Annotated in this window: 15 protein-coding genes; 6 read left to right on the forward strand and 9 right to left on the reverse strand. The window is 71.2% G+C overall.

The window, feature by feature from the left end; genetic code table 11:
- Window positions 1-245: 245 nt before the first annotated feature.
- The 5 genes from MFF61_RS00345 to trmD all read right to left on the reverse strand — a co-directional run bounded on the left by MFF61_RS00345 (window position 246) and on the right by trmD (window position 4,587).
- Complete coding sequence (locus MFF61_RS00345) at window positions 246-461, reverse strand: hypothetical protein (RefSeq protein WP_238233109.1); 216 nt, start codon at window positions 459-461, stop codon at window positions 246-248.
- On the reverse strand, window positions 462-956 hold the full coding sequence (locus MFF61_RS00350; RefSeq protein WP_238233110.1) for a hypothetical protein: 495 nt from the start codon (window positions 954-956) through the stop codon (window positions 462-464).
- A gap of 113 nt (window positions 957-1,069) precedes the next feature.
- Window positions 1,070-2,452 (reverse strand): UDP-N-acetylmuramoyl-L-alanine--D-glutamate ligase, encoded by a 1,383-nt coding sequence (gene murD / locus MFF61_RS00355; protein WP_238233111.1) that lies wholly within the window; start codon window positions 2,450-2,452, stop codon window positions 1,070-1,072.
- A gap of 184 nt (window positions 2,453-2,636) precedes the next feature.
- On the reverse strand, window positions 2,637-3,800 hold the full coding sequence (rnd, locus tag MFF61_RS00360) for a ribonuclease D (RefSeq protein WP_238233112.1): 1,164 nt from the start codon (window positions 3,798-3,800) through the stop codon (window positions 2,637-2,639).
- Window positions 3,801-3,873: 73 nt separating this feature from the next.
- Window positions 3,874-4,587 (reverse strand): tRNA (guanosine(37)-N1)-methyltransferase TrmD, encoded by a 714-nt coding sequence (gene trmD / locus MFF61_RS00365; RefSeq protein ID WP_238233113.1) that lies wholly within the window; start codon window positions 4,585-4,587, stop codon window positions 3,874-3,876.
- 120 nt (window positions 4,588-4,707) lie between these two features.
- On the opposite strand from trmD, the gene MFF61_RS00370 reads away from it, so the two are divergent.
- Complete coding sequence (locus tag MFF61_RS00370; RefSeq protein WP_238233114.1) at window positions 4,708-5,508, forward strand: bestrophin-like domain; 801 nt, start codon at window positions 4,708-4,710, stop codon at window positions 5,506-5,508.
- Window positions 5,509-5,511: 3 nt separating this feature from the next.
- On the opposite strand, the gene rimM is transcribed toward MFF61_RS00370, so the two are convergent.
- The 4 genes from rimM to MFF61_RS00390 form a co-directional block, all read right to left on the reverse strand.
- Window positions 5,512-6,180 (reverse strand): ribosome maturation factor RimM, encoded by a 669-nt coding sequence (gene rimM / locus MFF61_RS00375; RefSeq protein WP_238233115.1) that lies wholly within the window; start codon window positions 6,178-6,180, stop codon window positions 5,512-5,514.
- A gap of 6 nt (window positions 6,181-6,186) precedes the next feature.
- Window positions 6,187-6,546 carry a 30S ribosomal protein S16 gene (gene rpsP, locus MFF61_RS00380; RefSeq protein ID WP_238233116.1) on the reverse strand — a complete coding sequence of 120 codons (360 nt, stop codon included), beginning with the start codon at window positions 6,544-6,546 and terminating at the stop codon, window positions 6,187-6,189.
- Between the two features lie 129 nt (window positions 6,547-6,675).
- Entirely contained in the window at window positions 6,676-8,244 is a 1,569-nt protein-coding gene (gene ffh / locus MFF61_RS00385; RefSeq protein WP_238233117.1) for a signal recognition particle protein, read from the reverse strand.
- A 19-nt stretch (window positions 8,245-8,263) separates the two neighbouring features.
- Window positions 8,264-8,485 carry an eL24 family ribosomal protein gene (locus tag MFF61_RS00390; RefSeq protein WP_238233118.1) on the reverse strand — a complete coding sequence of 74 codons (222 nt, stop codon included), beginning with the start codon at window positions 8,483-8,485 and terminating at the stop codon, window positions 8,264-8,266.
- Between the two features lie 254 nt (window positions 8,486-8,739).
- Between MFF61_RS00390 and MFF61_RS00395 the strand changes: the two genes are divergently transcribed.
- The 5 genes from MFF61_RS00395 to MFF61_RS00415 all read left to right on the forward strand — a co-directional run bounded on the left by MFF61_RS00395 (window position 8,740) and on the right by MFF61_RS00415 (window position 13,951).
- Complete coding sequence (locus MFF61_RS00395; protein WP_238233119.1) at window positions 8,740-9,225, forward strand: hypothetical protein; 486 nt, start codon at window positions 8,740-8,742, stop codon at window positions 9,223-9,225.
- Between the two features lie 168 nt (window positions 9,226-9,393).
- Window positions 9,394-11,259, forward strand: a complete 1,866-nt coding sequence (locus tag MFF61_RS00400) for a M3 family oligoendopeptidase (protein WP_238233133.1) — start codon at window positions 9,394-9,396, stop codon at window positions 11,257-11,259.
- A 439-nt stretch (window positions 11,260-11,698) separates the two neighbouring features.
- Complete coding sequence (locus tag MFF61_RS00405) at window positions 11,699-12,010, forward strand: metal-sensitive transcriptional regulator (RefSeq protein ID WP_238233120.1); 312 nt, start codon at window positions 11,699-11,701, stop codon at window positions 12,008-12,010.
- 118 nt (window positions 12,011-12,128) lie between these two features.
- Window positions 12,129-13,496 (forward strand): ABC1 kinase family protein, encoded by a 1,368-nt coding sequence (locus MFF61_RS00410; RefSeq protein ID WP_238233121.1) that lies wholly within the window; start codon window positions 12,129-12,131, stop codon window positions 13,494-13,496.
- A gap of 161 nt (window positions 13,497-13,657) precedes the next feature.
- Window positions 13,658-13,951 carry an aa3-type cytochrome c oxidase subunit IV gene (locus tag MFF61_RS00415; RefSeq protein WP_238233122.1) on the forward strand — a complete coding sequence of 98 codons (294 nt, stop codon included), beginning with the start codon at window positions 13,658-13,660 and terminating at the stop codon, window positions 13,949-13,951.
- Window positions 13,952-13,971 lie beyond the last annotated feature (20 nt).

The following is a 13,971-nucleotide window of genomic DNA, read 5'->3' on the forward strand; positions in this document are numbered from 1 at the left end:
GCCAGGAATGCGCCACGACGATGGCGGGAGAGCCGCGGACAGCGCGACGCAGTGCACAAATGATACCCCGATCCGGTCCGGAACGGAACCTGCGCACACGCCGCCGGATCGCCGAAGGCCGGAGCCTCGCGCTCGTCCTCCCGATCGATCAAGGCCGAAGACATTACGGCGCTCGGCATGGTCATCTGATTACCGAGTGCTCGCTCAATGCCAAATGACGGATCGATGCGGCGCTGTTATCGCGCTTATCGAACCGATGTGCGCTCCAGTGTGGCCTTGCGTATCGAGCTGGAAATCGCCAGCGTCTTTCCAAAAGAGGTGTGCGCTGCGCGAAGTGACTGTCGCCGTGTTGTGCTGGAGCGGACGATCGCATAGATCACGATGGCGAAGCACCAGACGGCGACGCTCAGGCCGATGATGATCAGCGCAAGATCTCGGTCAAGGGCTTCGCGCATTGCCATTTACCTCAGCTCGTCCAAAAGCCTTTTGAGTTTCCTCATCGATGCCTTGTTGCGATTGCTCTGAAGCTTGATCACCGTGCGGCCTGCGCCACAGACGCCCAAACCGAACAAGCCGCCACCAAAAACCGCAACGGGTCCCAACACTATGCCCGTGCTCACCAGAAGAGCAATGCCAAGCCCCACCGCGCCTGTGGCGACCGGAAAGCCAGCTTTGTCAATCAAATCGATGTGAGCCTCTGAGACGCCCTGTGCCTCATCGAGAGACTCCGATATGTCGTTTATGTAACCAATGATCAAATTGTTGAGTTCTAGATCGTTGATCTCGTTCTTGACGAGATCAACGAATTTCAGCCTGAGATGTGAGGTTGATGCAATCCTTATCATGTCCCTCGATTCGAAGTCGATAAGGCGATCCCCATTCAGAAGCGCCGTGCGAGCCCTCGCGAGGAAGAGCTCCGGAAGATCGTCCGCAGGATAGTCGACGGAACTCGGCATCGCCGCATTCTTGTCGCGGTTCGAAGAGAATGCCAAGCGTGATCATCTATCATCTGGGGAATTCGGTGAGGGATGAGGAAACACGCCCCGGATGAGTGCAAAACTTCAAAGGCTCAACTTGTGGACGTTGTAACTCCCGGCAGCGCCCGCACCAGCGCCCGGAACTGGTCGCCCCGGTCCTCGAAGCTGCGGAACTGGTCGTAGGAGGCGCAGGCCGGCGAGAGCAGCACCACCGCGTCGGGCTCGCGCGCCGCGTCCTCGGCCGCCTGCGCCACGGCGGCCGCCAGCGTGCCGCAGCGGCTGTAGGACGCATGGCCCTCCAGCGTCGACGCGAAGGCGTCGCTCGCCGCGCCGATCAGGTAGGCGTGGGCGATCCGCGGGAAGTAGGGCGCGAGGCTGTCGATCCCGCCCTCCTTCGGCTTGCCGCCGAGGATCCAATGCACCCGCGGGAAGGCCGCGAGCGCCTTCTCGGCGGAATCGGCGTTGGTGGCCTTGGAATCGTTGATGAACAGCGTGCCGCCGCGCCGGCCCACCTCCTCCATCCGGTGGGGCAGGCCGGGGAAGCTCTGCAGCGCCGCCGCGAAGGTCTCGGGGCCGAGGCCGAGGGCGCTCGCCACCGCGTAGGCGACCCCGGCATTCTGCCAGTTGTGGGCGCCGCGCAGCGCGGCGATGCCGGTGAGGTCCGCCACCGGCACGGGCGGGCTCGCGCGCCCGTCGATCAGCATCCCGTGCCGCACGAGGAGGCCGGGCTCGGTCGCCCCCTCCCCGACATGCACCCGCGTGAGCGGCCCGGCGCGGCGGTCCGCGATGGCGCGGGTGTGGTCGTCGTCGACCCCGACCACCGCGTGGTCCGCCCCCGTCACCAGCCGCTCCTTGATGGCGGCGTAGCGCGCCATGTCGCCGTGGCGGTCGAGGTGGTCGGGCGTGATGTTGAGGAGCACGCCGAGGCTCGGGTGCAGCGAGGGCGTCAGGTCGATCTGGAACGAGGACAGCTCGATCACGTGGACCCGCTCGGGGGCGGGCGGCGCGAGCGACAGGATCGCGGTGCCGATGTTGCCGCCCATCTGCACGTCCAGGCCCGCGGCCGCGAGCACGTGCGCGATCAGCGCCGTGGTGGTCGATTTGCCGTTCGTGCCCGTGATCGCAACGAAGGGCGCCCCGGGGGCGCGCACCGCCCGCTCGCGGCAGAAGAGTTCGATGTCGCCGATCACCGGCACGCCCGCCGCCCGGGCGAGGTCGACGGTCCAGTGCGGCGCGGGGTGGGTCAGCGGCACGCCCGGGGAGAGGACGAGGGCGGAGAACCCGCTCCAGTCCGCAGCCCGCAGGTCCGCGGTGGGGATGCCCTGCGCGGCGGCCGCCGCCATGCGCTCGGGGTTGTCGTCGCAGGCCACCACCCGGGCGCCTCCGGCCTGGAGGCTCAGCGCGGTGGCGAGGCCCGAGCCGCCCAGGCCGAAGAGGGCGAGGGTGCGGCCGGAGAAGGTGGTGCTCGGTGTCATGCGGCGTCCGACTGAGTGCTACGCAAGGCGCAAGCCGGCTTCGCTCGGGCGCCGCGCGGGCCGGAGGCGATGGTCGGACCTGATCGTCCGAACACCGCATCGGCGCATCGGCGCGTGCGGGCGGGGGCCGGTCCCGCGGGATCTCGTCTCGTCGGACAGCGCATCGCACGGACGCCCGGGCGCGTCACGCCCCGTCGGGCAGCTCGCGCACCACCACCCGCCCGCCCTCCGCCGAGAGGGCGAGCCGGCCGGCCTTGAGCGCCAGCGCCTTCTCGCCGAACAGGCGGCGGCGCCAGCCGTGCAGGACCGGCACGTCCGCCGCGTCGTCGTCGGCCAGGGCTTCGAGGTCGTCCACCGTGGCGATGATCTTGGGCGCCACGCGCTCCGCCTCGCAGACCGCCTTGAGCAGCACCTTGAGGAGTTCGACGAGGGCGCCGTTGCCGCCCCCGCGCGGCCGGCTGCGCTCCGGCACCGGCACCGTGGCGGGGTCGCGGGCGAGCCCGCGCTCCACCGCGGCCAGGATCTCGGCGCCGGTGCGCGAGCGCTCGAACCCGGTCGGGATGCTCCGCAGCCGTCCCAGCGCCTCGATGCTGCGCGGAGCCGAGGTCGCCACGTCGAGCACCGCCTCGTCCTTGAGGATGCGTCCGCGCGGCACGTTGCGGCTCTGCGCCTCCGCCTCGCGCCACGCCGCCACCTCCATCAGCACGGCGATCTCGCGGGCCTTGCGCATCCGCCCGCCGAGGCGGCGCCACGCCTGGTCCGGATCGGCCCGGTAGGTCTCCGGCGAGGTGAGGACCGCCATCTCCTCGTCGAGCCATGCGCCCCGGTCGGTGGCGAGGAGCTGCCGGGCCAGCACCTCGTAGACCTTGATGAGGTGCGTCACGTCCGAGAGGGCGTAGGTGAGCTGCGCCTCCGAGAGCGGCCGGCGCGACCAGTCGGTGAAGCGGGACGACTTGTCGATCTTGGCCTTGGCGACGTCGTTGACGAGCTGCTCGTAGGAGACCGAGTCGCCGTAGCCGCAGACCATCGCGGCGACCTGGGTGTCGAAGAACGGCTGGGGCAGCAGGCCCCCCTGCAGCCAGATGATCTCCAGATCCTGCCGGGCCGAGTGGAAGACCTTCAGCACCCGCTCGTCGCCCATCAGCGCGAAGAACGGCGCAAGGTCGATCCCGGGCGCCAGCGGGTCGACGAGCGCCGTCGACCCGTCCGGCGCCGCGATCTGGATCAGGCAGAGCTTGGGATAGTAGGTCGTCTCACGCATGAACTCCGTGTCGACGGTCACGAAGGGTTGCGTGGCGAAGTGCGCGCAGGTCGCGGCGAGCCCGTCCGTCGAGGTGATCAGCTTCATGACAGCCGGCTATAGCGGAGCCCGCGGACCAGCGCGAGACGCCACACCGCACGGTTGTCGCGATTCCCTGCGGTCATTTGGCCGGATCTTGCCCGAGCAGGTCCGGCCGGCGCTCGCGCGTCAGCCGCTCGGCCGCCGCGCTGCGCCAGCGGGCAATGGCCGCGTGGTTGCCGCCGAGCAGCACCTCCGGGATGGAACGGCCCTCCCAGTCGCGCGGCCGCGTGTAGTGCGGGTATTCGAGGAGCGGACCCTCGAAGCTCTCCTCGACGCCGGAGGCGGCCTTGCCCATCACGCCGGGGAGCAGGCGCACGCAGGCATCGATCGTCACCAGCGCGGCCAGTTCCCCGCCGGAGAGCACGTAGTCGCCGATCGAGACCTCCTCCAGGCCGCGCCCCTCGATCACCCGCTCGTCCACCCCCTCGAAGCGCCCGCACACCGCGACGAGACCCGGCCCCTCGGCGAGCGCCCGCACCCGGCCCTGCGTGAGCGGGCGTCCGCGGGGGCTCATCAGCAGCCGCGGGCGCGGATCGTCCGGGGCCGCGGCCGCGTCGATCGCCGCGGCGAGCACGTCGCAGCGCAGCACCATCCCGGCCCCGCCGCCGGCCGGGGTGTCGTCCACCGCCCGGTGACGCCCGATCCCGTGGTCGCGGATGTTGCGCGCCTCGATCGTCCAGGCCCCGCGCGCCAGCGCATCGCCCGAGAGGGAGAGCCCGAGGGGGCCCGGGAACATCTCCGGGTAGAGGGTGAGGATCGTGGCGCGCCAGGGAGAGGACATCGTGGAGGTCATGGCGCCTGATCGCGCGCGTCCGCCAGCGGGTCAACCGGCCGCGCGGCGACGACGGCCCGGGCGCTTCACGCTCCGTCCACACCCACGCCGTAGGCTGCCGCGCGGGGACGGAGGCGGCGGATGGTTCTGGGATTCTGGCTCGATCAGCCGGTCTGGCTGATCTTCGCGGCACTGGCCTCCCTGTTCGGGGCGGCGATCGGCCTGATCCGGCTCGTGGCCGTGTCCGGCGTGAGCCGGGGCTTCGTGGCCAGCCTGGGCGGCGTGGTCGCCCCCTTCTTCGGCGCCGTCTCGGTGCTGCTCGCCCTCCTCACCGGCTTCGTGGCGAACGACGCCTGGGAGCGCCAGCGGCAGGCCGTGCGGGCGGTGCAGGCCGAGCGCGACGGCGCGGTGGCGGTCTACAACCTCAGCCTCGCCACCGTCTCCGACATGGCGGCGATCCGCGCCCATCTGGCGGCCTATCTCGACGCGGTGGTGGGCGAGGAATGGGAGCGGATGCAGGACGGCGAGACCTCGCCCCGGGCGGCCGAGGCCCTGGGCCGGCTGCTGCAGGCCGCGGCGGCGCCGCGGGTCAGCGTCGAGGCGGGATTGGCCGCGCACCGGGCGCTGCTCGACACGGTGCTGCGCCTGCGCGGCGCCCGGGGGGACCGGCTGGCCCTGGCCCAGCACGCCAGCGACCAGTCGAAGTGGCTCACCCTGCTGGTGCTGGCCTTCCTGACCCTGGTGGCGCTCGCGCTGGTGCATCTCGACCGGCCGCGCGCGCAGATGACGGCCATGACGGTGTTCGCGGCCGCCATGATCTCGACGCTCGGGCTGATCGCCCTGCACGAGCGGCCCTTCGACGGGCCGAGGCCGGTCGGCGCCGCACCGCTGAAGGCGGCCCTGACCCTGGTGGCCGGACGGGCGGAGGTGCAGGCGCGCTGAGCCTCACGCCTCCTCGGAGGGCGGCGGAGCGGCCGGGGCGAAGAGGTCGTCGGGGGGATCCACCGTGACGATGCGCGCCGCCAGGTCGATCGCCGGCACGAAGGCCCGGGTGAAGGGCAGGAGCGCGGTGGCCCCGCCGCCCGCGGGCGCGATCTCCAGAAGATCGCCGCCGCCGTAATTCGGCACCGCCCGCACCGTGCCGAGGTGGCGACCCGCCGCATCGGTCACCGCGAGGCCGACGAGATCGGCGGAGAAGAACTCGTCCTCGTCCTCCGGGAGGCCGAGGCGGTCGCGCGGGACGTAGAGGGCTAGGCGGTTCAGGGCCTCGGCGGCGTTGCGCCCGGCAATGCCCGCCACGCGGGCGATCAGGATGTCGGGGGCGCCCGAGGTCGGGCGCAGGGCGGTGATCTCGACCGTACGGCCATCCGCGCCGCGGAGTGCGCCGTAGCTGCCGATCGCCGCCGGATCGGCGGTGTAGGATTTCAGCCGCACCTCGCCCGCGAGCCCGTGCGCGCGCCCGAACTCGCCGAGCAGCACGTAGGCGGGATCCCGGGCGGGCGACAGGGCGGAATCCGGCGCCGCGTGCGGCGCCGGACCGCGAGGCGGACGGGCCGGTCCCGGCCGCGCCCCTGAGGGGCGGCGGGCTCCCGGGGGAGGGGACCGGCGCGCCATCGCGGGTTACGCCGCGGCGTCCTCGCCGGCGCCGGCCTTCTCGGCGCGGGCGGCGGCGCGCTCCTTGGCCTTGGTGCCGGGCTCGGCCTTCTTCGGGTTGTTGCGGGTCGGGCGCTGGGCGAGGCCGGCGGCGTCGAGGAAGCGCAGGACGCGGTCGGTGGGCTGGGCGCCCTTGGCGAGCCACGCCTGGATCTTCTCGGTCTCCAGCGACACGCGGGCCGGATCGTCCTTCGGCTTCATCGGGTCGTAGACGCCGACTTTGTCGATGAAGCGGCCGTCGCGCGGCGCGCGCGAATCGGCGACGACGATGCGGTAGTAGGGGCGCTTCTTGGCGCCGCCGCGGGTCAGACGGATCTTCAGTGACATCGAACTCTCCTGGTTTTGATGTGGGGCGAACAGGGAGTGGCGAATGGCGAAGAGTGGGGTTCAGCCTCGCGGCACGGCCGCTGCAAGCCGCCGAACCCCTCTATTCGCTGTTCGCTACTCCCCATCCGCCTATTTCTTCTTCCCGAACGGCAATCCGCCGAGCCCCGGAAGACCGGGCATCTTTCCGCCGCCGAGACCCGGCAGCCCCGGGAGCTTGCCCGGCGCCCCCCCGAGGCCCTGCGGCATCGGCGGCAGCTTGCCGCCGAACTGCTTCTCCAGCGCGGCGATCTGTTCGGGCGTCGGCTCGGGCATGCCGCCGCCCATCATCTTGCCCATCTGGCCGAGCCCGCCCCCGCCGAGCCCGAACATGTTGCCGAGCGCCTGGCCGATGCCGCGCTTGCCCGAGCCCATCGCCTTCATCATGTCGGCCATGGTCCGGTGCATCTTGAGGAGCTTGTTGATCTCCGCGACGTCGACGCCCGAGCCCTTGGCGATGCGCTTCTTGCGCGAGGCCTTGAGGATGTCGGGGTTGCGGCGCTCCTCGGGCGTCATCGAGGAGATGATCGCGCGCTGGCGCCTGAACATCTTCTCGTCGAGGTTGGCGCCCTCGACCTGCTTCTTCATCTGCGCCATGCCGGGCAGCATGCCCATCAGGCCGCCGATGCCGCCCATCTTCTCCATCTGGCCGAGCTGCATCGACAGGTCGTCGAGGTCGAACTTGCCCTTGCGCATCTTCTCGGCGACGCGCAGGGCCTGTTCCTGGTCGATGGTCTCGGCCGCCCGCTCGACGAGCGAGACGATGTCGCCCATGCCGAGGATGCGGTTGGCGACGCGGTCGGGATGGAATTCCTCCAGCGCGTCGACCTTCTCGCCGGTGCCGACGAGCTTGATCGGCTTGCCGGTCACGGCCCGCATCGAGAGCGCCGCGCCGCCGCGGGCATCGCCGTCCATGCGGGTGAGCACGATGCCGGTGACGCCGAGCCGCTGGTCGAAGGCGCGCGCGGTGTTGACCGCGTCCTGGCCGGTGAGCGCGTCGGCGACGAGCAGCACCTCGTGGGGCTTCGTCGCCGCCTTCACGTCGGCGGCCTCCTGCATCAGCCCCTCGTCGAGGGTGATGCGGCCGGCGGTGTCGAGCATCACCACGTCGAACCCGCCCAGCCGCGCCGCCTCCATGGCGCGCTTGGCGATCTGCACCGCCGACTGGCCGGCGACGATCGGCAGCGTCTCGACGCCGACCTGGCGGCCGAGCACCGCGAGCTGCTCCATGGCGGCCGGACGGCGGGTGTCGAGGGAGGCGAGCAGCACCCGGCGCTTGTCGCGGCTGGTGAGCCGCTTGGCGATCTTGGCGGTGGTGGTGGTCTTGCCCGAGCCCTGCAGGCCGACCATCAGGATCGGCACCGGCGAGGGGGCGTTGAGGTCGATGACCTCGGCCTGCGAGCCCAGCATCGCCACGAGCTGGTCGTTGACGATCTTCACGACCATCTGGCCGGGCGTCACCGACTTGAGCACCGTGGCGCCGACCGCCTGCTCGCGCACCTTCTCGGTGAAGCCGCGCACGACTTCGAGCGCGACGTCCGCCTCCAGGAGGGCGCGGCGCACCTCGCGCAGGGCCGCCGTGACGTCGGCCTCCGTCAGCGCGCCGCGGCGGGTGAGCCCGGAGAGGATGCCGGAGAGGCGGTCCGAGAGGCCTTCGAACATGGGGCGTCCGTCCTTTGCGCTACTCGTCGTTGCCGGCGCGCGCGGCGCGGCGCGCCTGGAGCGCGCCCTCGAACTGGCGCAACGCGGTCTCGAACTTGTCGCGGCAGCCCGGATTGCAGAAGCCGACGACGGCGCCGTTGTAGAGCGTCAGCGAATCGGCGGCGATCGGCTTGCCCGACCAGGGGCAGACCTCGTTCACCGCGTCCTCGATGCGCAACGGCGCCTCTCTCGTGTCGTTCATCCGCTCGCTCAAGCCTGGAGCCGGCCTCGCGCCCAACGCCATTCGCGCCCGAGGGCGCGTCGCGCTGTCGGGCGTTGGCCTCCGGCCTCGCGGGCCGGTCGGCGGGTCGGGTCGAGACGGGTACTCGACTGGAAGCGGCCGGGCTAGAGGGGTTCTGCACGAAAGTCAACGCGCCATCACCGGCGCCGGACCGCGTTTACCACGTCTTAACCATGTCCGGGCTTTGCTGGCCGGGAGATTCCAGGAGACCCGGCGTGTCCGAACCCGCTATCCAGACCCAGAGCCACCCGGACCGTCAGGCGGACCGTCACGTGGCGGGCCCCCTGCGCGACTGGCTCGCCACCCTGTCCCGGATCGAGGCTGCCGATCAGGGGCGCGCCGCCCCCAGGCCGGCCCAGCCCGCCGCCGCGCCGAAACCCGCCGAAGCCCGCCGCCCGGCCGAGCCGCAGGGTGGCTGGGAGCCCCGCCTCGTCCAGCCCGCGCCGGCCGAGACCCAGGCCCGCGAGGTCGAGGACGAGGACGTCGCGGCGCTGATGGCCGAGAACATGGTGCTCAAGGCGCGCCTCAAGGTCGAGGCCGAGCGCCACGAGGAGCTGCAGGCGATCGTCGCCCAGGAGCTGCGCGCGCTGCGCAGCCACGTCCAGGCCGAGGTCGAGCGGGCGGAGGAGCTGCGCGCCGAGCGGGACCTCTGGATGGCCCGCGCCGAGGCGCTGGCGATGCCCCTGTTCCAGAAGCGCTGAGGCGCCGTACGGCGCGGACGGCGTCGTGCGGCGGCACTGACGCGCCGCCGTTCACCCGATTGGGATGGCGATCTCGGTTGATCGCGGGCGCGGCCGTGCCGATATGTCGGTGCGGCCTGCCGCGACGATCCACCGAGAGAGGACGCCTCACCCATGACGACTCGGCCCATGACGACGGGGTCGCTGACGACCCGTGCCGCCGTGCCGTCGGATGCCTCGCAGAACGCCGCCCAGGCCACGGCCCGCGCCGTCGATCTCGGCCCGCTGCCGGAATGGGACCTCTCCGACCTCTATGCCGGACTCGACGACCCGGCCTTCGCCCGCGACCTCGCGGCGGTCGAGGCCGAGTGCCGGAGCTTCGCCGAAACCTATCGCGGCCGCATCGCCGCGATCGCCGGGAGCGATGACGCCGCGGACACGCTGGGCAGCGCGGTCGCCGCCTACGAGGCAATCGAGGACCGGATGGGCCGGCTGATGTCCTATGCCGGGCTCGTCTACTCGGGCGACACCACCGACCCGGCCCGCGCCAAGTTCTATGGCGACACCCAGGAGCGCCTGACCGACGCGTCGAGCGACCTCCTGTTCTTCACCCTCGAACTCAACCGCGTGGACGATGCCGTCATCGACGCCGCCACCGCGAACCCGCCGCTCGCCCGCTACCGGCCCTGGCTGGAGGACATCCGGCGCGAGAAGCCCCACCAGCTCAGCGACGAGGTCGAAAAACTCCTCCTCGAAAAGTCCGTCACCGGGCGGGCGGCCTGGAACCGGCTCTTCGACGAGACCATCGCCTCCCTGCGCTTCCCGCTTCGGGGCGAGGACCTGACGCTGGAGCCCACCCTCAACAAGCTCCAGGATCCCGACGAGAGCGTGCGCCGCGACGCCGCCGAGGCGCTGAGCGGCGTCTTCCGGGCGAACCTGCGGGTGTTCACCCTCATCACCAACACGCTCGCCAAGGACAAGGAGATCTCCGACCGCTGGCGGCGCTTCGCGGACGTGGCGGATGCCCGCCACCTCGCCAACCGGGTCGAGCCCGAGGTGGTGGCGGCCCTGGTCGAGGCGGTGACGGCCGCCTATCCGCGCCTGTCGCACCGCTACTACCGCCTCAAGGCGCGCTGGTTCGGGCGCGAGACCCTGGCCTACTGGGACCGCAACGCGCCCCTGCCGAAGGTCGAGCAGCGCACCATCCCGTGGGCGGAGGCGCGCGAGACGGTGCTCTCGGCCTACACCGCCTTCTCGCCCCGCATGGCGGAGATCGCCCGCCGCTTCTTCGACGGGGGCTGGATCGACGCGCCCGTGCGCCCCGGCAAGGCGCCGGGCGCCTTCGCCCACCCGACCGTTCCCTCGGCCCACCCCTACGTGCTGGTGAACTACCAGGGCAAGCCGCGCGACGTGATGACCCTCGCCCACGAACTCGGGCACGGGGTGCATCAGGTGCTCGCCGCCGGCAACGGCGCCCTGATGGCCCCGACTCCGCTCACCCTCGCCGAGACCGCCAGCGTGTTCGGCGAGATGCTGACCTTCCGCCGCGTCCTCGACGCCACCCGGGATCATCGCCAGCGCCGCGCGCTCCTCGCCGCCAAGGTCGAGGACATGATCAACACGGTGGTGCGCCAGATCGCCTTCTACGCCTTCGAGCGCAAGGTCCACCTCGCCCGCCGCGAGGGCGAACTCACCGCCGAGCAGATCTGCGCGCTGTGGATGTCGGTGCAGGCCGAGAGCCTCGGCCCGGCGATCCGGCTCGATGCCGGCTACGAGCCGTTCTGGGCCTACATCCCGCACTTCATCCACTCGCCCTTCTACGTCTACGCCTACGCGTTCGGCGATTGCCTCGTGAACTCGCTCTACGGCGTCTACCAGAGCGCCGAAGAGGGCTTCGTCGAGCGCTACTTCGCCCTGCTGTCGGCCGGCGGCACCAAGCCCTACGGCGAACTCCTCGCGCCCTTCGGACTCGATGCCCGCGACCCGGCCTTCTGGCAGATCGGCCTGTCGATGATCGAGGGCATGATCGCGGAACTCGAAGCCATGGACGCCTGAGGACGCACGCGCCCCTTGATTCCGCCCCCGGTACAGATACTTTGCACTAGTATAAGTTCGACAACGGGTGCTACCCTCCAGCACCATCCCGCGGACCGGGCGACGCGCCATGATGTTCGCGAGTTGCCGGGCACGCCGGAGCGGCCTCCCGCACGCTGAGGGCGCGGCGGATCCGCGGGATGAACGGGGGCGTCGAGCGCGCGCGCGCGCCAGGGATCCCGGGGATCATGCCGGGACCGGACCGGAACCTGTCGCCGCACGGGCACGGGTGCTGAAATACTTGGCCGAGCGATCGTTTCGGTCTTGACCGTTCGCACGAAGATGTCCGATCGCTGACGCTGCCGTAGAGACAGAACGGCGGTCGTCCCTGGGAAACCCGCCTCGGTCGTGCCGCGTCGCGTTCATGTGCGAGCCGAAGGACGACCGGGAACGGAAGGTTATGGATTACACCTACCAGGATGGACGTCTCCAGATCCGACGCAACGACGACGAGAAGCGTCCGATCCTGCAGCGTCTCAAGCGCATCGAGGGCCAGGTCCGCGGACTCCAGGCAATGGTCCAGGAGGATCGCTACTGCCTCGACGAGGTGCAGCAGATGAACGCCATCACGGCTGCGGTGCGCGAGGCCGCGCTCCAGCTCATCAGCGACCATCTCGACGCGTCAGTGAACTACGCGGTGCGCAGCAAGGACCAGGACGGCGCCGTTGAGGAGATGATCCGGGTGCTGCGGGCGGCCCTGCGCCAGTCCTGAGCCGGCGCCCTCGCGCCGGGTGCCGCCGATTCGCCGCACCGCCACGGGCGGGCGCGAGACTAGCAGCGGCGCCGGACGGGCATATCTACGGGTCTGACCGGTCCCTCACGAGTCCCCCATGCCCGCCTCCGACAGCGAAGCCAACCGATTCTCTGCCCGCGCCGCCCGCTACGCCCGGGTCGGCGCCAACATGGGCGGGGTCGCGGCGCGGATGGCGGGCGCGCGCTTCCTCGGCCTGAAGGGGGAGGACCTCTCGAACGCCGCCGCCCTCGCCCAGGCGCTCGGCGGCCTCAAGGGGCCGATCATGAAGGTGGCGCAACTCCTCGCCACCGTGCCGGACCTGCTGCCGCCCGAATACGCCCAGGAATTGCAGAAGCTGCAATCCGAGGCCCCGCCGATGGGCGCCGCCTTCGTGAAGCGGCGCATGGCGGCCGAACTCGGCCCCGACTGGCAGGGCCGCTTCGGCCAGTTCGACCTCAAGCCCTCGGCCGCGGCCTCCCTCGGGCAGGTGCACCGCGCCACGACGAGCGACGGCCGGCCGCTCGCCTGCAAGCTGCAGTACCCCGACATGCAATCCGCCGTGGAGGCGGACCTCAAGCAGCTCGAACTCGCCTTCGCGCTCCACCGCCGCATGCGGGTCGCCATCGACACCCGCGAGATCGCCAAGGAGATCGGCGACCGGGTGCGCGAGGAGCTCGACTACCTGCGCGAGGCCAAGCACGCGGTGCTCTACGGCGAGGTCCTGCGCGGCATCCCGGCCGTGCGGGTGCCGGCGGTGCATCCCGACCTCTCGACCAAGCGCCTGCTCACCCTGTCCTGGCTCGACGGCGAGAAGATCCTCACCCACGCCCAGGCATCCCTGGAGATCCGCAACCGCCTCGCCCACGCCATGTTCAAGGCGTGGTGGCATCCCTTCAGCCGCGCCGCCGTCATCCACGGCGACCCGCATCTGGGCAACTACACGGTGTTCTCCGAGGGCGGCGAGCCGCAGGGCATCAACCTGCTCGATTACGGCTGCATCCGCATCTTCCACCCGCGCTTCGTCGGCGGGGTGGTCGACCTCTACAAGGGCCTGCTGCACGACGACCAGGCGCGGATCGTCCACGCCTACGAGAGCTGGGGCTTCCGGCGCCTCAACCGCGAACTCATCGACATCCTCAACATCTGGGCGCGGTTCATCTACGGGCCGCTCCTGGAGGACCGCGTCCGCACGGTGGCGGACGGGGTGAAGCCCGGCGAGTACGGACGCAGGCAGGCCTTCGAGGTGCACCGCGCCCTGAAGGAGCGCGGCCCCGTCACCGTGCCGCGGGAATTCGTGTTCATGGACCGGGCGGCGGTGGGCCTCGGCGCGGTCTTCCTGCACCTGCGCTCGGAACTCAACTACCACCGCCTGTTCGAGGCCGAGATCGACCGCTTCTCCCTCGACGAGCTCGCGGCGCGCCAGGAGCAGGCGCTCACCGCCGCCGGCCTGCCGCTGCCGGCCTGACCGCATGGGCAGGGGGCGCATGGGCAAGGGGCGCATGGGCAAGGGGCGCACGGCCCGGCCTTCGCCTAATGGCGGGCCTGCTCGGCCCCGCGGCGCATTGCCCCCCTCCCGGCCATGCGCTAAAGCGCAGCCAAACTGCACAAGAACCGGGGCCCTCCAGCATGGCTGACACGAACCACGCCTCCACCGATGCCTACGGCTCCGCGATGGACGGCGCCACGCACGAGGCGACCTACCGCGGCTTCGTCCGGTTCGTCGAGATCGCCACCACGGTCGTGATCTGCTGGGTCCTGGCGCTCGCGGTCGGGGGCGTGCGGGAGGCGTGGATCACCGCGATCGTCGGGGTGCTGCTGTCGAGCATCGCGGGTGCGGCCGGCGCGCTGATCCCGTCGCTCGGCTGGCGCGCACCCGCCGCGGTCGCGATCCTGCTCGCCATCCTGCTCGCGCTCTACTGACGCAAGGTCAGAATTCGGCC

It is taken from the genome of Methylobacterium isbiliense (assembly GCF_022179325.1).
In the GTDB taxonomy this organism is placed as follows: Bacteria; Pseudomonadota; Alphaproteobacteria; order Rhizobiales; family Beijerinckiaceae; genus Methylobacterium; species Methylobacterium isbiliense.